Genomic DNA, 21998 nt, shown 5'->3' on the forward strand with positions numbered 1-21998 from the left:
TTACTCCTCTCGCTTACAATACATTCTGCTACTTGCTTCTTAACCGCCTCTTTGAAAAGCAAAGAAGGGGAATATGGAACTGCTCCCTGGTTTTCGGGCAGCGGCAGAGGTGGGATTAAACTGTACTGCATCCAAACGAGAATTACTATAAATAATTCCTTTTAACTAAACATTCATTACCAATTACACATTTTTGCTTGAACATCGCGAAGATGATTTGCTTGTACATTGGCTCATTGATTTGCCTCTGTACAGCTAATCGGAATCTCAATGTAGAATTCTGTTCCTTGTCCTAGTTCAGAGATACATCCAAGCTGTCCCCCATGTTTTTCTACTACAATTTGATGACTGATTGAGAGACCCAATCCAGTGCCTTTGCCGACTTGCTTGGTTGTAAACAAAGGTTTAAACAACTGTTGTTTTGACTCTTCTGAAATACCAACTCCATTATCTGCAATCCGAATCAAAATATGAGAGAAATTTAGCCCAAAAAATGAAGAATCAACTAATTTATTTTCAGTTTTTACCCTTAGATTATTCTGCCTTATTTCCGTGCTAATCCGAATAGTAGGCACAAGTTTTTGATTTTTACTGAAAATTCCAGAAGCTATTGCTTCTTCTAGCGCATCAATGGCATTGGCAATGATATTCATAAATACTTGATTGAGCTGTCCAGCATAGCACTCTATAAGCGGGAGATTTTCATATTGTTTAATTAATGTAATTCCTGGACGATTTCCGTTTGAATTTAAGCGATGCTTCAAAATTAGTAGAGTGCTATCAATGCCATCATGAATATTAAAAAGTGTCTTTCTGGATGTATCTGCACGAGAGAAGGTACGCAGAGACACGCTAATTTGATGGATGCGGTCTATTCCTATCTTCATAGAAGAAAGTATTTTAGGTAGGTCTTCTGCTAGGAAGTCAATATCAATCGCTTGTGCCTCTGATTGGATTTCTGGTACTAGATTTGAATAATGCTGTTGGTAAAGTTTTAACAACCTGAGCAAATCGCAGGTGTAGTCATGGACATAGGAGAGATTGCCAGATAGAAAGTTGACTGGATTGTTGATTTCGTGGGCAATTCCTGCGACTAATTGACCAAGAGAAGACATTTTTTCACTTTGTATTAATTGAACTTGAGCTTGCTGCAAATCGCGCAGCGATCGCGCTAACTGTTGAGCTTTTTCTCGTTCTCGCGCTTCGCTTGCCCTTAGAGATTGCTCAATCTGCTTGCGCTCAGTGATATCAATGATGGTTCCCTCGTAGTAGAGTAAGGTGCCGTTGGCATCACAAATCGCGCGGGTATTCTCGGAAACCCAGATGATGCTGCCATCTTGTTGATAAATTTGATACTCGAATCCTTTAACTTCACCCTGTTTAGTTAATAAATCTAAAAGGTTCTTGCGGCATTTCGGGTCAACATAAACTTGCTCTTTGATTTCTGGGATGCTATTCATCATCTCCTCAGGAGACTCATAGCCGTAAATTTTTGCTAGGGCCGGATTGACACAAATGTAGTGTCCGTCTAATGTAATCTGGAAAATTCCCTCAATGGCATTTTCAAAGATACTGCGATACCTCGTTTCCGCTTGTTGCAGCGCTTCTGCGGATCGCTTGCGCTCGGTGGTGTCTTGAAAGGCAGCAATCGCATAAGCAATATCGCCCCGGTCATCAAAAATGGGGGACGCCCACACCTCTATGGGAATTATTTTGTCTGTTTGATAAATCTCCGTATCGTCAACGGTTACTTTTTCGCCTCTCAACGCTCGTATAATCGGCAGGCGATCGCTGGGGTACAATTGCTCTGTGCCTGCGAGATAAAGTTGATAAGTCTCTGGCAATTCCTCGACAGTGGCTTCTGACATAATGCCTTTGCCTAGGATTTGCTGTGCCGTCTGATTGGCGTAGTAAGATTTACCGCTAGCATCAACCACGAAGACGCCCACTGGCAGGGCTTCTAGAAATTGCGCCAGCCTGCGATCGCTTTGTTTTCCCGCCTCCACTGCCTTGTCATACAACTGCGCTGCAACCGTATCCGAGTGTTCGGTAGTATTCTCCAGCAAGATTTCCAAGTCAACTTTTTCTCTTTTCAAGTCTTCCAATTCTTGGGACAAGCTTTCTATCTTCAAAAAGAGCTGTTCTGTTAATGATTTTTCTTCCTCAATTGCCATAAATTTTTATCTTTGCCAAAAAATGGATTACCCTAGCAAGGGATATTTTTAGAGTTTTGTATCACTATTTAAATATTCCCTTTCTTAGGGGCTTTTGTAACAAACTTTACAGAACATTTACTTACAAACTGGTTAAAACTTCTCGCTCCAGCAATTTGAGTTTGAGAGCGGCAGCAAACTCACGAAAGATAAAGTGCAAGTTCTATACAAACAGCGCAGACTACAGCCTTTGGTGTGAAGGCAATGCAAGCTGTTTTGCATCTACAACAGATAAGAAGTCAAACTCGGCTTATTTCTGTTTAAGAATCAGCAAAGTGATGTCATCGTAAATTTTCTGCTCACCGATATGCCGTCGCAGATCCTCAATCACAGCTTGTTTAATTTCCTCAACGGTCTGTTGGCAGCTGCGGCTGACTATGTCGCACAGCCGATCTAACCCGTATTGCACCTTGAATCTATTTTCGGCTTCAGTAATGCCATCGGTGTACAGCACCACGACGTCCCCTGAGTGCAATTGCAACTGAATCTGGGCAACGAAATTGGTAATGTCTGCTTCTAGCCCAATCGGGAAGCCTAAATCAACCGTGTCTATCCGTTCCACCTGACCGCCGGAACGCACAACAATCATTTCTTCGTGTTGCCCCGTCAGGCGCAGCGTTCCCGCTTGGTAGTCCAGTAAGGAAAAGCTGAGATTTTTATCGGAACTCATCCGCTGCACATTGTGATAAATAGTGCGGTTGAGTACGTCCAAAAATTTTTTGGGGTCGGTTTCGTTGTTTTCCAGTAGCGTCCGGACTGCTGTCTGCACCATGATCGTTAAGACGCCGCTTTCAAGCCCGTGTCCGGTGACATCGCCGATCCCGATTTTGACTTTATCCTCATAATTGAGTACATCGTAGTAGTCGCCGCCTACCTCTTCGGCAGGTTCCATAAAGCTGGCAATCTCCAGTCCAGGAAGCGATTCAAGTTCTTGCTGTTTAGGCAATAGCATCTGTTGCAGTCGGCGCGTTACGGCTAACTCAGCGCTCATGCGCATATTGTCGGCTTGAAGACGCTCGTTGAGGGCAAGAATCTCGGCGTTGGCGTGAGCGAGTTCGCTGGTGCGTTCGTCAACTTTTTGTTCCAAAGTGTGGCTGTAATTCCGCACCGCCTCCTCAGCTTGCTGGCGCTCGGTAATATCGCGCACCAGTACCACATATTCTTGAAAGTCCTGATTGAAACGGTTAGAGACGGCTGCCTCAACGATGGTGGGATGTTCGGGCGTTTTTAGGGTATGTTCGCTCCGACTCGACCAATTATCTGGCTGACCTGCCAAGGCGGGAAATATCTGGTTGAGACGACATCCTAGGAGATTGGGAGCGATCGCTTTTAATAGTTGCTCGGCGGCTGGGTTGGCTTGCCGAATAACGCCCTTTTCATCGACGACGAGAATCCCGTCAATGGCAATATTGAACAAATGCTCAGACTGTTCTCTGGCTTCGACGATTGCCATGACTTGGGGCAAACTTGTCCAGCAAGCGATCGCTACCCCAACAAAGGCAGCGATCAGCAGCATCACCACATAGAGATTGTTGCCATTCTGACCCAGGTCTACTGTCCCGATTCTGGCTCTAAACATCCAGCTAATCGTGGCAGCGCTACAGATCAGTAAGATCAGGATGACTACCTGAAACCCTACAAAATCGGATATTTTAGTTTGCGATCGCCCTCGGTAATGCTGAATCCACCAAGCAGCATGAAAGGGTGCCCACCGGATGCGGCGTATCACCCGATCTGCTGCCAAAATCCCTAGAGGAAATAGCAACCCAATCAAGAAGTCTTTCCAACCCCAAGCTAAACCCCCAACCACTAAGACAACGACTTCCAGCAAAAAGAAGACCCCCGACCACCAAGGCAGAAATACCTCCGGTCTCTTTCGGCGCAGCCACAGTGCTAAATGTACCGACATGATAGACACAAACCAGCCGGTGTTACTCACCACCGCAATCCGGGCGACATCCCCCCAAGCTAGACAAATGAAAGTGAACAACAACGTCAGCACCAAAGCGGGACCGAATACACCCCGTCGGGACACCACAGCGAACACGGGAGATAAATGTCCGTCTGTAGCAAGTTGGTACAGCATCCGGGGACAGTTGGAAAGCACCGTCGCGCAACTCAGAAGCGACCCAGCAGCGAGAAAGAAGGTAACGATGATCGCTGCCGACTGCCCCCAGAACGGCGTAGAAACTGCTAACAAATTTAAGAAAGTGTCACTACCCAAACCTGGGTCGGTTGCTAAGCGCATCAGTACCCAGGAACCCCCCAGAAAGATGGGCGGCATGATCCAACAGGAGATACTTAGAAACCGCAACGTTTCATCAGGGCGTCGGCTATCAGCAACAAATGCAGACGCAGATTCACAAGCGTAGGTCGTGTAGGTGACGAAGAATAACCACTTCGCCCAATCTACAAAAGAGGGAGGCGACCAACTGGATGGGAAAAAGCCAGGACTTGCTGGGGAAATGGCTAACCAGCCGATGCCAAATAGACAAAAAGCGAGTAAAAGTCCGATTGCCGGGATAACAAAAAATAAGTGCAGGATACTTAAAGCGCGGGTGCCGCTAAACGCCAAAATAAACGCGATCAGCGTCAAGCCAATTTTCACAAGAGTATCGGGACAAGTAATTCCTAAAGGCTCCAGGTTTACCTTAATGAGTTCTGTAAGGACAACCACGTTAATCGCCAGCGTCGAAACCCAGCTGAAGAAGTAACCAACTGCCGCGTAACGGGCTAACCCCGGATAGTGCTTTAGTAATCGGGTGGTATAGTTGGGCGTTCCTCCGGCTACGTCAGGAAAATGCCTGCCTAAGCGTTTTACTTGCAGGTTTAGCAAGATGCCAAGGATCGTTCCTGGCAACCAGACAAAAATAGCCCCCGTACCGAGAGCAATGTGCAGTACGGGGGCTATGGCAGGCCAAGAGATATGAGCCGTTACACCAAAGCCCCACGTTTCCAGAGAGCTAAGACTGCGGGGTAAGCGCGGGGCTGAGTACTGATTCGGAGGCGCAGAGTCTATGATTGTCGGCAATGGTGTTGAGGTCATCAGGTTTATTCGTATTTTTGTCTCAATTTATTTTTAAAGCTTGACAAGGAGAGCGATCGAGCTATTGAGATTTCCAGGAGATTAATTGCAGTAAGATACTTTTTTTAATTTATATGTCGAACTATTCCTATTTGAGTCCTGGCATGATGTCATCGTAAATTGTGCGCTCTGCAAATCTTCGCAGGTTTTCAACACAACGCTGTTCTCGCCAGTATTGCATCCTAGACCTGTTTTCGGCTTCGGTAATTTCATCGGTTATCTTAATTTATCTTCTCTAGAGATACTTGCCTATCTATTCATCGTTGATTTCATAGTTGATTGTTATTGGGATAGTCGTGATGAACCCCAAGCTAAAAACTATAAATTTGAATCAAATCTTTGAATTTGATTCAAATAGAAAGTTTGATGATTAGGTGATTCATATCCTTTCGCTTTATATCTCCAGCCGCAACCCTAATCGAGTATTAGTAAGGGTTCTGCTATGTAGCATCACCACAGAAAGTAGTATTCGTTTGATTTGATAACTACGTTTTTTTTGAGAATTTACACTTTGTAGAGATGCTTTCCAGAAAACATTTTTACAAAGTGTTAAATTCTTGGAATAAGCGATTTAAGGAGCGCCCGACGGTTCGACTGGACGGATAATTGCTGGGGTAGCGGATTCTTCGGGTTGAAAGATTGCCTGAAGTGCTTCTTCTAGAGTTTCTGCCATAACGATCCGGTTTTCGTAAGCGACAATCACTCTCACTAATGTTGGTAGACTATTTTGTTCTGCTTCTAGATAAAGAGGTTCGACGTAGAGAAGCGATCGCTCAATTGGAATTACTAACAAATTACCTTGTATTGCCCTGGAACCCTGCCGATTCCATAGAGAAATCTGTTGAGAAATAACCGGATCTTGGTTGATTAAAGCTTCGATTTGCTCTGGGCCATAGACCAACTCCTGTTTGGGAAACCGATAAAGCAACAGCTTGCCGTAATTCTCCCCATCGGAACGCGCTGCTAACCAGGCAATTAAATTGTTACGTTGGGTGGGTGTAAAAGGAAGCAGTAGAATAAATTCTTCCTCCTGGGCAGTTGGCAGTCTTGTGATTAGGTAGTAGGGTTCTACGGGTCGCGGTTCGCTGCCATAAATCTCAGTCGGAACCTGCCACTGGTCTTCCCGGTTATAGAACACCTGGGGGTCGGTCATGTGATAAGTCCGCAACCGTTCCGACTGAATGCTGAAAAAGTCCACTGGATAGCGGAGATGACTCCGCAGGGAAGTGGGCATTGCATTTAATGGTTTTACCAGGTCGGGAAAGATAGCAGTCCAGGAGTTAATAATCGGGTCTTGGGGGTCGGCAACGTAAAAATTAACCGAACCGTTATAGGCATCGATGACGACTTTGACAGAGTTGCGGATGTAATTAAATTGGTTTTCTCCAGGATCGGAGTAAGGATAGCGATCGCTTGTTGTATAAGCGTCAATAATCCAGTAAAGGTAATTTTGCTCCTTCGATACATCGGTCTTGGCAACCACTAAGTAGGGGTCGCTATCGAACTGCAAGAAAGGCGCGATCTTCTGAACTCGCTGTGCAATATTGCGACGAAACAACAGCTTGGTTTGCGGTGTGAAATTCCGCGTAAACATCATCTGCCAGTCTTTCAAATACTCGGCAAATAAAAGACGACGCCACCACGAACCGATGGAGACGCCGCCAGTACCATCGTAAGTGTTATAAACATTCTCGTTGCCACTGGGATAATCTAACTCTTCGACTGTCGTTGGCGTCATCACATAAGTATTCGTGAGTTCGCCGTAGTAAATCCGGGGTATCCCAATCGGAATGCTGACTCGAATGCGTTCGCTGGATACATTTAAGGCATTGTTATCACCAGAATCTGCACTCGTTCCAATATCTTTAACAAAGTAATCTGGCAACCCACCTGCGCCAACTGTATTCACAGGGCTGAGGGTAAAGCCATAACCGTGAGTGTAAACTAAATGTTTATTAACCCAAGTTTGAGCTTCTTGGGGAACGGCATTGTAATCTAATTCTCTTGCTGCCAGAATCACCTGTCGTTTTTCTGTCCCATCGCTTTGTGCAGATGCTTCTAGTTTCAAAGTATATCGATCGATATCGGCGTCAGGAAATTTGTAGTAAAGCCGAATCTGTTGCAGTTGGCGATTTGTTTGTAATAAGGGACGTGTATCCCAAAGGCGAATATTGCGAATCGTCAGTTCATTTTGCTGGAGGTCTACGGCAGTAAGATTTGCTTGAGGGTCGAAGGTTTGAACGTCAATATTCTCTAAATTAAATGCTTCCCTCGTATAGGCAATACTGTGTTCAATATAGGTTCTTTCTCGCACCAACTCATTGGGTTGAACAATGAGGCGTTGCACTGCGACAGGTAAGCCAATTAAAAATAAAAAATTGAAAATTGAAAATCCCAACAAACCAATTTTTAATTTAAAAGTTTTAATTTTTAATTGAATTGTCTGCCAAAACAAAAGCAACGCGATCGCTAGTAAAAATACGCTCAATCCGGTATACAGTGGCAATCGCACGGTGACATCGGTGTAACTGGCACCATAAGTAACGCTGGTGGTGGAATACAACAATTGATACCGCAATAACCAATAACCGAGAGCCAAAGCAGCACATAGGCAACCGCTGAGTCCGTACAAATGGCGCATCTGGGATTTGGAAAACCCTAAAAATCTTCCCTCACTAAAACTATCTCCAGATAGCAAATATATTAGAGTGACTGCTGCAAAACCATACAAAAATAGTCCAAAAAGCCAAAATTCTAGTAACTCCCAAACAGGCAACTGAAATACATAAAAGCTGATATCTCGTCCAAATAAGGGGTCAACACTGTTAAAACTGGTGGGATGAAAATACTGTAAAATTCTCGCCCAGTGGCTTGATAGCACCAGTCCAAAAAATAAACTGAGGACAAGCGCGATCGCTGTTAACAAAAACTGCGGATAAATCAACACCAGAGCCGCCGATACCAACACCACGACAACCTGCCAGATGCTAGAGAGCATCTTTCTACCCATCTGCCAGATCAAGTCAGGCTGAAACCAAACTGGCAACAGAGGAGATACACTTGGCAACCCGACCTTAGAATGCCAATAACTCGTGGCTATTTGACTGTAGTGCAGCAGCATCAACCCGATCGCTAAACTAAGTACTCCTAGCAAAGGCAAAAGCGATCGCAATTTCAGTGCTGAGGACTGAGGACGGATCGAAGACAAAGATTCTCTTTGGTACTCTTCACTTAAGACTTTATCTCCCCTAACTCCCGCACCAACGCGCTGCTTCGCTAGAAAAAAGTGAGAATCAACCTCCCCCTTTTTAAACCCTGTTGGGGGGATCTCTTTAGAATACTTAAGACGATGGGCAAGATATAGATTACCCAGTAAAAAGCCAGCGGTGACAATAAATGCGATCGCCCCCAACCCCGCCTGAGTGCTTACCCTGAGAAGAAACGCCGGTAGATATCCGACTTCCTGGAACCAAAAAACATCTGCTACTAGGTAAGCGACTAGATCGAAGGCTAGCCACAGTCCTAGTAGCAGTAAAAGTCCTGGAAAAATTCGATTCATTATTCATTGTTCGTTGTTCGTTGTTCATTGTTCATAGAAGTTTGCCATGAACCCTGAACGATGAACCCCGAACGATTAGCTAAATTGTTCGCCTATATCCAGGTTAAACAGAGTTTGGAGTGCCTGCATCGCTTTGCGTCTGGCTTCGATATCCTGCTGCGATCGCAGTTGTACCATCGGATCGTGCAGAATTTTATTGACAATTCCGCGCGTTAGTGCCTCGATAACTTCTTGATGTCTTTCGGCAAATTCCGTACCCAAGCGAGACAAAGCTTTTTCTAACTCTTGGGTGCGAATCGTTTCCATTTTATCGCGCAGGCAGCTGATGGTAGGAACGGTTTCCAGCGATCGCCACCAGAGATCAAAGGCTTCCACCTCTTCTTCTAGCAATTCCTGGGCTTCCATTGCCATCTTGCGGCGGCTTTCGTGATTCTGAGCCACCACTGCCTTTAAGTCATCGACATTAAATGCCTGCACGTTGTCCAGCTCGTTAACATCCCCATCCACATTACGCGGCACGGAAATATCAAAGATCATCAAACCTCGGTGCGCTTCCAGGTGAATTTCCAGTTTCGATCGATTCAACAGGGGTTCTGTGGAAGAGGTACTGGTAAACACTAAATCTGAGGAAGCGATCGCTGACATCATTTCTGACAGTGGATACAGTTGCAACTGTGCCTCTGGGAACTGATTCGCCAATTCCTGTGCCCGTTGCATAGAACGGTTCAACACCGAGATGTGAACCGCTCCTTTTGCCAGTAAATGTTGCACTAACAGCCGGGACATTTTCCCCGCACCTAGAATCATCACTCGGCAAGCTGCCAAGTTCTGGGCTTTGATCTGGGCTAACTCTACCGCTGCTGAACTGATGGAGACAGCACCCGTACCGATACTGGTTTCCGTCCGAACTCGCTTCCCAGCAGTCAGTGCTTGCTTGAACAACCGATTCAGGATGCTACCAATGCCCTTGTATTGCTGTCCCAGTTTGTGAGTATGTTTCACTTGCGCCAGGATTTGCCCTTCCCCCAGCACCAAACTATCTAAACCTGCTGACACTCGCATCAAGTGCATGACTGCATCTTCATGCAACAAAACAAACAAGTGTTGCCGCAGTTGATGGAGGGGAAATTTGCTGTGTTCGGAAAGAAATTGGGTGACTTCCCGAACGCCCTGTTCGGTTTCATGAGCCACGATGTAAATTTCCAGGCGGTTGCAGGTGCTAAGAATCGCGACTTCTGCAATGTGGGGGTAGCTCATGAGGGCAAGAGTTGCACCTTCACACGCTGGCTCTGGAATACTTAATTTTTCCCGAATCTCAACCGGCGCTGTTTTATGGCTAAGACCTACGACTGCAATATTCATTTGCTAATTGCTAATTACTAATTGCTTATTGGGTTGATGGTTAAAAGATTAGAAGATTGAAGATTGAAGGGTGAAGATTGAAGGTTGAAAGTTAACCTGCACGACCTTCAACCTGCAACCTACAACCTGCAACCCGATTTCCGATTATCCGCAGACTACCTCAATTGCAGTTGCTTCGGCTCTTCAAACATGTGGATCGTATCAACAAAGCGGGCGGTCTGCGACTGGCTGGAAATGACCAAGCTTTGAGTCCGTGCCCCACCCTTGAAGAACCGGACGCCTTCCATGAGCGTACCAGGAGTGATACCACAAGCTGCGAACAGAACTGTCTTGCCAGAGGCGAGTTCCTCAGCACTGTAAACTTTGTCTGGGTCTGTGATGCCCATGCTATTAAGCCGTGCGATATTGCTCTCTCTGCTCTCTCCGATCAATCCAGTTTTCACCACATCTGGATCGTAGATCAGCTGACCTTGGAAGTGTCCACCCAGACAGCGCAGAGCGGCTGCTGAGATGACGCCTTCGGGTGCAGCACCAATTCCCATCAAAGCGTGAATATTGGTACCGGCAAAGGCGCAGGAGATGGCAGCAGAAACGTCACCATCGCTGATCAGTCGCACTCTGGCTCCCGCTTGCCGGATTTCTTGAATCAGTTCTTTGTGACGAGGGCGATCCATCACTACGACCACCAGTTCCTCAATCGAGCGACCCAGGCACTCTGCGAGAATCTTCAGGTTTTGGGTGGCGGACTTGTTAATATCAACATGACCGCGTGCAACTGGGGGCGCTGCCAGCTTTTTCATGTAAAAGTCAGGAGCGGCAAACAAACCGCCTTTTTCAGCAATTGCCAGAACTGCCATTGAACCATTTTGACCGTAGGCAACGAGGTTGGTGCCTTCGCAGGGGTCAACGGCAATGTCAATCTCAATTAATTCATCTGGGTTGCAATAAGTTTTGGCATCTTCGCGGGTACAGATACCAACTTCTTCTCCGATATACAACATGGGGGCATCATCCCGTTCGCCTTCACCGATGACGATCCGACCCCGCATATAAATTTTGTTCATCCGCTCCCGCATGGCTTCCACCGCGACTTGGTCAGCGATGTTTTTTTCGCCTTTTCCCATCCACCGGGAGGATGCGATCGCAGCTTGCTCAACTACCTCTATAATTTCTAATCCCAGCGTGTTTTCCACAAAAATTATCCTCTCAACTGCTTGATTTAGCGTCGTTTCATCTGGCGATTCCAGTTAGAAGTCTATCAGAGGGGGGATACCCAAAGCTGGAGATTAACGGCTTGGTTTATGTTAACTTTTGTAATTCATCCGGCTGATGGGTCATGGGTCATTCGTTGGGAAATTACGAATAACTCATGACTCCTGGCTTTTTTTAAGGCAATTCAACCGATGTCGGTTTAGCAATGTGAGGCAGACCCCAACCGAGTTTTTCTCGTAAAATTCGGAAAAACTCAGGGGATTGCAAGCGGATGAATCGAGCTGAAAAAGGCGATCGCTCCAGATACACCCGATCTTCTGGCAATACATAGCACCCAGCATTCCCATCCACCACCATCACCAGTCGGTTAGGATTTGCAGGGAAAATCGTCACAGGTTCGCTATCTGCAAACACCAATGCCCTAGACGCCAGTGAATGAGGACAAATCGGTACCAACTGTAATGTCGGCACCCCAGGCGTCACCACCGGCCCCCCAGCACTCAATGAGTAAGCCGTCGAGCCAGTCGGGGTCGAGATAATCACCCCGTCTGCGGCAATATCCATTAGCGCGTGACGCCCAATCAGCACCTCGAAATGGCACATACTAGTGAGCGGTTCCCGATGAATCACCATTTCATTCAGGCACAGCGCTTCCCACAGCCGGACATTATCGCGAAATAGTTGCACCGCGAGCATCGCCCGCTCTTCGACTTCATACTCCCCAGCCATGAGCATTTCCAGCGCTTGCGGGATCTGGTTCACATAAGCTTCAGTGAGAAAACCCATGTGCCCAGTATTCACCGCCAGCAAGGGAATCCCGCAAGGTGCTACTTGGCGAAATGCCGCCAGAACCGTGCCATCTCCCCCTAACACCACGGCAAATTTCATCTCTTCATCAAAGCCGGGGGGAGCCAGGGAATCGATTGGGGTATGACATACCGGACGATCGGGGCGAGAATATCCCAAAATCCCACCGGAACCTGTTGTCATGCAAACTTCCCAACCAGCGGCTGTCAGCTTGTCTTTTAACTCTGTTGCAGCGCGACAAGCTACAGGTTTGGTGTCATTGTATATAATCCCTGCTTTGGGCACGCTTCGAGTCCGGTAGTAGTTCATTCTTAATTGTTAGCGATCGAGGATTGGTTTTTAGGTATGTAACCTATTAAAAACCAACAACTAACAACTCACTTTGCTTTGAGGCTGTAATCAGTTCAAGATGTATAGGGCATCTTCTTTTTATTCTGCTTTTTATTTTTTGATTTTTCGTAATCAATTTCCTTGAGTTTTTTCAAGATGCGACTGAAGTAGTCTTGCAGGTATGCCTCCAAAGTCGTGATTTGGGCTGAGTCTATCCCGAAGACTTGATAAACCTCATCCATCGACGCATTCAGGGGTTTGCCGGTCGCTACCACTTCGGCAAAAGCCAACCGATCTGCTAGGTTCCAGCCCCATTCAAAAAAGCGAGCGATCCGTCGCACTGTCCGCAGTAAGCCCAAAGGCATTCGCGTGACCTTGGATTCTCGCCCAGAAAGACGTTCGCACAGGCGGATGATTTCATAAGCACCCCAAGCGCGAGAACCGACAATCGGGAAGGTTTTCTTTTCAGTTTCCGGAACCTTCAGGGCTTTGATTGCAAACTTAGCAATATCCTGAGTGTCCATGTAAGCCACCGGAGAGGTGTCCCCTGTCACCCATACAGCTTGTCCATCTAAGATCGGCACTGCATACTGACCAATCAGCCCTTGCATAAAGCCGCAAGGTCGCAAAATGGTGTAATTTAACCCGGATTCTGCTAAGAAAAGCTCCGTACACCGCTTGATTTCCATCAACGGGACATTGGGATACTTTTCAACATCCAAGATGGAAAAGAAGATAAAACGATCAACTTTGGCAGCGCTGGCGGCTTGAATCAGCGCTACTTTGCCATCCCAGTCTACCTGTTTGATACTAGTGGCGTCTGTCGGTCGTGAAGTTGCCGCATCAATCACGGCTGTGACACCTTCAAAGGCTGCTTTCAGGCTTTCAGGATTGGTGAGATCGCCGCCGACTAACTCAGCGCCCCATTCTTTTAAAAATGCCGCCTTCTTCGCACTTCGTACCAGACAGCGAACTTGATAGCCCTCTTCTATTGCCCGACGAGCCACCTGTCTGCCCAGGGTGCCGGTGGCACCGACAATTAATAAAGTCATCTAGTAATTAGTAAGGAATCTTAAACTTTCTATAAGATGTTATCAGAAATCTCAGAATTAACGCAAAGAAAGTTTACAAAACTAGTAATCAGAGCGATCGCGCACTTCAATTACTAGTCGCTAATCCTAGTCGCTAATCCTATGAAAATTCCCAATAGTAAATTCTCGCCAGATGACAAAGCAACGGGCGAGGAACAAATCAACGATTCGTTTTTATGGCAACGGACAAGCTGCTAGGCGCGTTGATGGAACACGCCCCGGCGTGGCTTGCCCTTGCTTTCAGGGGTTGCCCTTAGAGGGACTCGTTTTCGCCGCCTTGGATTTTGAGTAACAAAAAGCCTAGACCCAGACCCACTAAAATCAGGGTAGAGGACAATATAGCTGCATTAAAAATCTCACCGCTCATCGGTTGTAGGCTCCTTCGGAATCAATTAAAAAGTTTAGAGTATTTTAAACTGAAAGCTGTGAAAACTTTCTTTACACAAACACCTACCAATCTCACACAACGGCAAGAACGTCCTCGGTTAGCGGTAACACTGGGAGATCCGGCGGGGATTGGGCCAGAGGTGGTGCTGAAGGCGTTGGCAGATCCGATTACCGAAAATTGCGAGATTACTGTCGTTGGCAGTCGGGGACTGTTGCAAGAAACTTATCATCGATTGACCCGACAACGTAAGGGCACGGTGCCGTGCCGCTCCCAGCAACAGGAACAAAGCCTGCCTACACAGACTTTAGAAGCGGGTGGGGAGGCATCTGAGTTGGTGTCAGCACCGCTAGCAAACCCGGCACAGTTATCAATTCTTGATGTCCCGCTGGATGGGGAAATAGAGCGGCAAATCAAGATTGGGACTGGGAATGCTGCGAGTGGCGCGGCAAGCTTTGCTTATATGGAAACAGCGATCGCGCACACGCTTTCGGGTGAGTTCCAAGGCATTGTGACTGGCCCGATTGCTAAATCTGCTTGGAAAGCCGCAGGATATGATTATCCGGGTCAAACAGAATTGTTAGCCAAGCGTTCCGGGGTTCAGCGCTTTGGGATGTTATTTGTGGCGCGATCGCCTCATACTGGTTGGACACTCCGCACTTTACTTGCCACTACCCATATTCCCCTCCGTCAAGTCGCTGAGGTGCTGACACCGCAACTGCTGACGAATAAGCTTGATTTGCTGGTGGAATGCTTAAAAGCAGATTTTGGGATAGAAAAGGCAAAGATAGCGATCGCTGGTCTAAATCCTCACAGCGGCGAACAAGGACAACTGGGACGAGAAGAAATCGATTGGTTAATCCCTTGGCTAGAGCAACAACGGCGACCCGATCTGCAACTGGATGGCCCAATTCCCCCAGATACGATGTGGGTAAAGCCCGGTCAAGCCTGGTTCGGTTCAAATGGCATCTCATCGGCTCACGATGCTTACTTGGCACTCTATCATGACCAAGGCTTAATCCCGGTTAAACTGATGGCATTTGACCGAGCGGTAAATACTTCTATCGGTCTTCCCTTCATCCGCACCTCTCCCGATCACGGGACTGCTTTTGATATCGCTAGTCAGGGAATTGCCGATGCTACCAGTATGAAGGCAGCGATTCAACTTGGGGCTGAATTAGCGGCTCGGAGGACAGCCGCGAACGCTATGTAGCTTTCGCTAGCGAATAAGGTATCGTCAGCCAGATTAATTCGAGAAGAGATTGTTCATGTTTGCATATTTGATTTTTAGCGCGATCGCTCAAAGCATCCACTTGAGCGCTCCAAAACTTCCTGCGTCTAAATCTGAGAACGAGCGAGCCAAGTTCGAGCGAATAGCAGCCTCAACAGTACCAACGAACTCCGCCTTCGCAGACTTAAGGTATTTAAAAACCGCACAGAGGGGTTTTGCCGTTTTACCTGTTGCTTATGTAGCCGCGAATTCTATTCACCGGGAACATTCTCTAGGGTTGGATGCTAAAAACGGTATCTCCTCACAAATTGTTAAAAGCGATCGCAATCAAAAATTCTTTCCTCTTGGTTTTAAAGCTATTAGAAGTGCGCCAGGAGTTACGCTTTATAACCAAAAATCTGATTATGTGCAAGTTGTTGATTTGAGCCAAGGCGCGTCTGTCAAATTCCTTTATGGCGAGATTACCAATCCCGGTAAGAAACAAGGCGCTTATGGAGGAAACGATCCTAAGTTGAGACGCCAAACGCTGACACAAGCTTGGAAAAATTTCTATTCTTTTAATAAAAAAGCTTTTTCGATAACGAATGGTCAGTTTTTCAGAAATGACACTAAATCCGCCACCATCACTAACTTAGCTTTTCCAGTTAAAGCCAATGGAATCATTATGAGTGACGGCTATGCAGGCGAAAGTGAATTTGCTAGCCAAAAGCTGATGCTTGCGGTTTGGAAGAATCGCGCAGAAATTAGCGTTTTCAATGGTAAAAACTCTCTTTACTCTTCTTCAGCTCCCAATATCATTGTTGGTTTAAGCGAAAAGGCGAATAAATTTATGAACAAAAATTTAGGTAGAACTTTTATGGGAGTCCTAGATAGAGACTATAATGGAATCTCCGAAACCGTTTTAATTTTTAATTCGAGTGATTCAACTCAGTTTCATGCAGCACAGACACTAAAAAAGTTTGGTGCAGATCAAGTAGTTATGCTCGATGGTGGCGGCTCTTCACAGTTGCTTGCTCAGGGTGTAAATTATATTACATCTCCAAGAACAATTCCACAAACTATTGGCGTGGTGAGCGCTCCTTGAGCAAAGAGTAGGCAGGAATAAGAATGCGATCGCAAGGAATGCCCTGTTGATTCAAGTAGGGTGCGATCGCATTTTCAATTTTTTTGCTTTCTTCATTTTAAACCTTTGCAAATTAGGTAAACCAAGTAGATGGGGAAAAACTCTGCTCAGACGAGCTAGGAAGTTGATGTTTAATCCAATCTCTCTTCCTTTGGAGAATCTCAAAAATTCCTTGGCGAATTACTGTTTCTATGTGCAGCTTTCTTTCTCCAGAGCAGTAACGGCGATTACATTTCTCTGAAATTTTTTGGCCATCCTCGATCGCAGCGTATACGTTAGGAACTCGACTCAGGGTATAGGTCATTAATTCTTTATATAATCTAGAATTTAAAAAAGCTCCGTATTCAAAATACTCTTGTTCATTGTCTAAGATTTGAGCAATTTCATCGGCAACCCACAACATTGTTAAATTGATGGTTCGATTAGCCATTTTAACCTCACTTTTTATCGAATAACATTCTGATTTTGTCTGGTTGATTTTCTAATTTATATCTATTATTATTACTTTTAAAAACATCAACGTCTTGCCCGAAGCAAATTTTAAAACTGGAGCTACTCTCTTATTTCATTTATGAAGTTTTCACGTAAAAACACAGATGAAATTTAATACTTTCTTTACAAATGAAGAGACAAAAATAGTACTTATAGGCTGACTAATAGGTAATAATTTCCCCCAGCCATAAAGTTTACGGGTATCTTGCTTAGAGGTTTTTGTTAACATCGGCTGCTTTGCAAACTCAAGGCATGAATATTAACAGGAAACTCAGCTTCTATTGGATTAATATCAGTTCTATCTACTAGCGCAAAGAGAGCATACTGGATTAATCGCTTCTAGCGTATGCCGACTAACCCAGCCTGCATTAAAAGGAGGTCGTCAGATTGGGAAACAGACTCTAGCCTGTTTTGAATCTAAGATTACGTCTCAAATGTAAAAAAATAGAGGAGAAATCGGGAAGAAATCGAGAAGAAATGAAAAAAACAGTAAACTTTTGCAAATAATATTTTGCTGCTGTTTACAAAGCATCAAATTAAGATAGCTGTTTAAGGCGATACCCAATACCGTGAATTGTCTCAATCAAATCGGGCGGTGCGCCTACTGCTCTGAGTTTCTGCCGTAGGCTTTTAATATGGGCTTTAACAGTCTCCTCCTCTGGCGGTTCCTCAAGAGACCATACGTGTTCAATGATGCTACTGCGGCTGAGTACCCGCCGACCATTGCGGAGGAATAGCTCCAATAAAGAATATTCCTTGCGGGTTAAGTGCAAAGATTGCTCAGCATAGCTAACTTCATAGGTACTAGGGTTAAAGCTCAAGCTGCCCCACTCTAGCACTGGAGACGCTGAGGAACTCCCTCGACGCAACAAAGCGCGTATCCGGGCTAATAACTCTGGCAGATCGATCGGTTTAACAATATAATCATCCGCTCCAGCATCTAAGCCGGTGACTTTATCTGCGCTAGTGTCACGGGCAGTGATCATGAGGATTGGCTGGTTGTAGTCATGAGAGCGCAATCGACGGCAAAGGCTTATGCCATCTAGCTTAGGCAGCATTACATCTAGCAAAATTAAGTCATACGTAACGGTTTGGACTTGATCCCAAGCAGCTTCCCCATCTGTCACCACATCAACCACATAAGTTTGATCGGTAAGAGCTTCTACTAAAGCTTCTGCAAGACGCAAATCATCTTCTATTAGAAGGATTCTCATTGCATAAATTGCTTTTAGTTGATAAAAAACGGGAAATAAAGATGATTGATAAAGTCTCTAATTGGCTAAACTGCCCTATTCATAGAATATCATCTATCATTCGGACGATTAACGCAGGATAAACAGTAACCTTAGCAAGAAAACAATGCGATGAAGTGGCCTATTAAAAAAACAATGATTATCAGCGGTTTAGGGTTGGCATTGTTGCTACTCGGTGCAACAAGTACAGCTTCGTATTGGAGCATGACTCAACCGATCGAATGCCATGAATGGATACAGCACACTGAAGAAGTTGTGCAGAACCTTGATGAGATGCTTTCTACGCTAAAAGATATTCAAGCAAAGGAACGCAACGATATCCTAAGGGGCGACGAAACTTGGCTAAACACCGCTCCCGCGGCTAGTCCGGAAATTGGCTCGAAAATTCAAAAGCTCCGAAAGTTGACGGGCGATAACTCCCTGCAACAGACAAAGTTGAATGTGCTTGAGTCTTTAGTGACAAAGGAACTCCCTGTAGCCGAAAAGTTAGTTTCCTTGCGGCAAAACAATGATGAAGATGCGGCGGGTCAGATTGCCCTGATTGAAGAGGAGCAAAAGCGTCAAGGTGAGATTCGCCAGTTAATTCAGCAGATGCAGAATGATGAGCGAGCATTTTTACAGCAGCGATCGCTAGCAGTATCAACCAGCGCTCAAAATACAATCCTGATGCATTATCTTGGCACAGGCTCGGTTTTTTTGCTTTTATGCTGGGTTTACTTGCTTCTGTATAGCGAAAATGCAAAGCGTCAACGCGCAGAGGAAGCACTCAGAAAGGTTAATGAGGAACTAGAAATCAGAGTTCAGGAACGAACCGCAGAAATCGTTAGTACGAATGAATTGCTGCTGGCTGAAATTATCGAGCGCAAGCGAGCTGAAGAAGCGTTACATCTAACCCAATTTTGTGTCGAGCGGGCGGTATATGCGATCGCTTGGATAAATCCGGAAGGGCGGTTTGTCTATGTAAACGACGCCCTTTGTCATTCCATCGGTTATTCACGAGAAGAATTACTCTCGATGAGCCTATATGACGTAAATCCGGACATTCCCCCAGCAGTCTGGCCAGATATTTGGCAAGCTATCAAGCAACGCGGCTCTCTCTCCCTGGAGTCTCATCATCGTAGTAAAGATAGCAGGATATTCCCGATTGAGGTGACAGGCAATTACTTGCAGTTTAAGGGCAAGGAGTACGCTAGTTTTTTTGCTCGCGATATCAGCGATCGCCTGCGGCACGCTACGCTACGCCAACAAGCAGAATTAGCTCTCCGAGAGAGCGAACAACGGCTCCAGGCAATTCTAGATAACTCCCAAGCAATTATCTACCTTAAAGACACTTATTGCCGACACATTCTAGTCAATCGCCAGTTTGAAAATTTATTGCACCTCACTAGAGAGCAAGTTCTCGGCAAAAACGATTACGATATATTTCCCAAGGAAATCGCAGATAGATTGGTGTCCAACGACAAGAGAGTGCTTGAATCTGGAAGTTCCTTTGAGTTTGAAGAACTCATTCCTTGCCCCGACGGTATCCGCACTTACTTATCGCTCAAGTTTCTCATTCATAACACCGAAGGGATTCCCTACGCAATTGGTGGCATTTCCACCGATATTAGCGATCGCAAAGCTGCTGAAGAAGCACTGAGAATTAGTGAGGAACGCTTTCGGATTGCGCTCAAAAATTCACCCATCGTTGTCTTTAATCAAGACACCGATTTACGCTACACCTGGGTACATCATCCCACCTCAAGGGTTGTTGACGAAGTTTTACTAGGAAAATTAGAAACCGAAGTCTTTTCGCCTGAAGATGCCCAACAGCTGGTAGCGATTAAGCGCCCGGTGCTGGAAAGCGGAATTGGAACGCGCAAACAGACGTGTATTGCACTCAATGGAAAAGTTCGCCACTACGATTTAACCGTAGAGCCGTTGCGGAATCCAACCGGGGAAGTTATTGGCATTACCGGCTCAGCGATGGATATTACCGACATCCGTACTAGGGAAGAACAACTGCGAGCAATCTTTGAGAGCGCACTCGAAGCGATATTAATTACAGATAACGAGGGCGCTTATGTAGAGGGGAATCCCGCTGCCTGCCAACTACTGGGGCTGCAACTTCCAGAACTCCTGGGAAAGCGGATTGCAGACTTTATGGAGCCTAGTTTCGATTTTGAACAGGCGTGGCACAGCTTCCAAAAACAAGGGCTGGCAACCGGAGAATTGCGCCTCCTTCATCCAGATGGAACCGTGCGAGAAGTTGAGTATTCGGCTAGAGCTAATTTTCTTCCTGGGCGAAATCTATCAGTGTTACGCGACATCACCATGCGTAAGCAAGCAGAGGCAGCGCTGCGAGAGAGCGAGGCTCGCTTCCGCATGATGGCTGATAGCGCCCCCGTTATGATCTGGATGTCCGATCCAGACGCACTTTGTACGTTTTTCAACCAGACTTGGCTAAACTTTACCGGACGGACTCTAGAACAAGAAATTGGGAATAGTTGGTTGGAAGGCGTGCATTCTGAAGATATTCAGCATTGTTTAGATAGCTACTTATCCGCTTTCAATTCCCGAATGTCCTTTTGTATAGAATATCGATTGAGAAAGGCTGATGGCGAATACGGTTGGATTGTAGATAAAGGAGTTCCCCGGTTTACCCCAGAAGGAGATTTTGCGGGTTACATTGGCACCTGCATCGACATTACCGAGCGCAAAGCTAACGAGGAAGCGCTGAAGGAAAGCCAACGTTTCATTCAGAAAATTGCCGATACAACTCCTAATTGGCTCTACATTTATGACATAATCCAAGATTGTAATGTTTATGCTAATCGTCGAACGGAAGACTTTTTTCAATGCACCCAGGCAGAAATTCAAGCAATCGGATCGCGGATTTTATCAGATTTTTTACACCCAGAAGATTTCGCTAAAATCGAGGAATTTAGCAAAGAGTTTGCCACTACTACAGAAGATCAAGTAATCGAAAAAGAATACCGGATGAAAAACGCCACGGGTGAATGGCGTTGGTTTCATATCAGTGAGGTTGTCTTTACAAGAACTGCTGACGGTAGACCCGAACAAATCCTAGGTACAGGAGTAGACATCACCGATGTTAAAAAAGCGGAAGAAATTCATCTGGCGCTAGAAAGAGAAAAAGAACTCAGTCAGCTTCAGATGCGCTTTTTTTCAATGGTTTCCCATGAATTTCGCACTCCAATCAGCACGATTTTACTCTCTTCGCAATCCTTAGAACATTCCTTCGAGCGATGGTCAAAAGAGAAATTATTGAAAAATATTGCTCGGATTCAAGCCAGTGCCAAACACATGGTTCAGCTATTAGAAGATATTCTAATAATCAATAGAGCAGAAGCTGGAAAACTAGAATTTAATCCTGCGTCTATTGATATCAAAAAGCTTTGCTACTACTTAACTGAAGAAATGCGGTTAATTGCAGGTAGTAAGAATTCAATAATATTTGTCAGCCAGGGAGATAGCCCAAACTCAGCAATCGATGAAAAACTTCTGCGCTCGATTGTTACCAATTTACTCTCCAATGCGATTAGATACTCCCCCCAAGGCAGTCATATTCATTTTTCCCTCGTTTGCGATCGCCAAGAGGCAACTCTGCAAATTAGGGATAAAGGCATTGGTATTCCACCAGAAGACCAACTTCATCTATTTGAGCCGTTCTATCGAGGGGAAAATGTTGGAAATGTCGCTGGTTCGGGATTAGGACTAACCGTGACTAAGAAGTGTGTGGACTTACACGGCGGCACAATTACAGTAAAGAGTGAAGTCGGGGTGGGAACCACTTGCACTGTGACATTGCCTTTATACAACCCTGTAAGGTCAGGAAGTCTCCAGCCCAGCTAG

General features: G+C 45.7%; 14 protein-coding genes. 4 read left to right on the forward strand and 10 right to left on the reverse strand.

The genetic code is table 11. From position 1 onward, the window contains the following. Positions 1 to 233 precede the first annotated feature (233 nt). The 7 genes from NDA03_RS09350 to NDA03_RS09380 form a co-directional block, all read right to left on the reverse strand. A complete protein-coding gene (locus NDA03_RS09350) occupies positions 234 to 2174 on the reverse strand; it encodes a PAS domain S-box protein (RefSeq protein ID WP_348237887.1) in 1941 nt (646 codons plus the stop codon). A gap of 289 nt (positions 2175 to 2463) precedes the next feature. After that, positions 2464 to 5259 (reverse strand): SpoIIE family protein phosphatase, encoded by a 2796-nt coding sequence (locus tag NDA03_RS09355; RefSeq protein ID WP_348237888.1) that lies wholly within the window; start codon positions 5257 to 5259, stop codon positions 2464 to 2466. Positions 5260 to 5869: 610 nt separating this feature from the next. Next, positions 5870 to 8857: a UPF0182 family protein gene (locus tag NDA03_RS09360; protein WP_348237889.1), complete on the reverse strand. Its 2988-nt coding sequence runs from the start codon at positions 8855 to 8857 to the stop codon at positions 5870 to 5872. Between the two features lie 75 nt (positions 8858 to 8932). Continuing rightward, on the reverse strand, positions 8933 to 10219 hold the full coding sequence (locus NDA03_RS09365; RefSeq protein WP_190525697.1) for a glutamyl-tRNA reductase: 1287 nt from the start codon (positions 10217 to 10219) through the stop codon (positions 8933 to 8935). A gap of 155 nt (positions 10220 to 10374) precedes the next feature. Then, positions 10375 to 11412: a class II fructose-bisphosphatase gene (gene glpX / locus NDA03_RS09370; RefSeq protein ID WP_190415450.1), complete on the reverse strand. Its 1038-nt coding sequence runs from the start codon at positions 11410 to 11412 to the stop codon at positions 10375 to 10377. Between the two features lie 193 nt (positions 11413 to 11605). Beyond that, a complete protein-coding gene (locus tag NDA03_RS09375; RefSeq protein ID WP_190415730.1) occupies positions 11606 to 12523 on the reverse strand; it encodes an NAD(+) kinase in 918 nt (305 codons plus the stop codon). A 119-nt stretch (positions 12524 to 12642) separates the two neighbouring features. Continuing rightward, on the reverse strand, positions 12643 to 13620 hold the full coding sequence (locus NDA03_RS09380) for an SDR family oxidoreductase (protein WP_348237890.1): 978 nt from the start codon (positions 13618 to 13620) through the stop codon (positions 12643 to 12645). Between the two features lie 172 nt (positions 13621 to 13792). Here NDA03_RS09380 and NDA03_RS09385 point away from each other — a divergent pair, with 172 nt between their 5' ends. Next, positions 13793 to 13951, forward strand: a complete 159-nt coding sequence (locus NDA03_RS09385; protein WP_190429786.1) for a hypothetical protein — start codon at positions 13793 to 13795, stop codon at positions 13949 to 13951. On the opposite strand, the gene NDA03_RS09390 is transcribed toward NDA03_RS09385, so the two are convergent. Continuing rightward, complete coding sequence (locus tag NDA03_RS09390) at positions 13913 to 14026, reverse strand: PetM family cytochrome b6-f complex subunit 7 (RefSeq protein WP_190415454.1); 114 nt, start codon at positions 14024 to 14026, stop codon at positions 13913 to 13915. The genes NDA03_RS09385 and NDA03_RS09390 overlap by 39 nt on opposite strands. Before the next feature lie 58 nt (positions 14027 to 14084). Here NDA03_RS09390 and pdxA point away from each other — a divergent pair, with 58 nt between their 5' ends. Beyond that, positions 14085 to 15257 (forward strand): 4-hydroxythreonine-4-phosphate dehydrogenase PdxA, encoded by a 1173-nt coding sequence (pdxA, locus tag NDA03_RS09395; RefSeq protein ID WP_347276186.1) that lies wholly within the window; start codon positions 14085 to 14087, stop codon positions 15255 to 15257. 55 nt (positions 15258 to 15312) lie between these two features. Then, positions 15313 to 16359, forward strand: coding sequence for a phosphodiester glycosidase family protein (locus NDA03_RS09400; protein WP_348237891.1), 1047 nt, complete (start codon positions 15313 to 15315; stop codon positions 16357 to 16359). Positions 16360 to 16471: 112 nt separating this feature from the next. Here the strand turns inward: NDA03_RS09400 and NDA03_RS09405 are convergent, their stop codons facing one another. Both NDA03_RS09405 and NDA03_RS09410 read right to left on the reverse strand, forming a co-directional pair. Continuing rightward, complete coding sequence (locus tag NDA03_RS09405; protein WP_190690240.1) at positions 16472 to 16828, reverse strand: hypothetical protein; 357 nt, start codon at positions 16826 to 16828, stop codon at positions 16472 to 16474. Between the two features lie 598 nt (positions 16829 to 17426). Further along, positions 17427 to 18104 (reverse strand): response regulator transcription factor, encoded by a 678-nt coding sequence (locus NDA03_RS09410; protein ID WP_190415460.1) that lies wholly within the window; start codon positions 18102 to 18104, stop codon positions 17427 to 17429. A gap of 150 nt (positions 18105 to 18254) precedes the next feature. On the opposite strand from NDA03_RS09410, the gene NDA03_RS09415 reads away from it, so the two are divergent. Next, positions 18255 to 21998: a PAS domain S-box protein gene (locus NDA03_RS09415; protein WP_348237892.1), complete on the forward strand. Its 3744-nt coding sequence runs from the start codon at positions 18255 to 18257 to the stop codon at positions 21996 to 21998.

Origin of the sequence: Trichocoleus sp. Lan (genome assembly GCF_039961855.1) — a bacterium.
GTDB lineage: Bacteria > Cyanobacteriota > Cyanobacteriia > Cyanobacteriales > FACHB-T130 > FACHB-T130.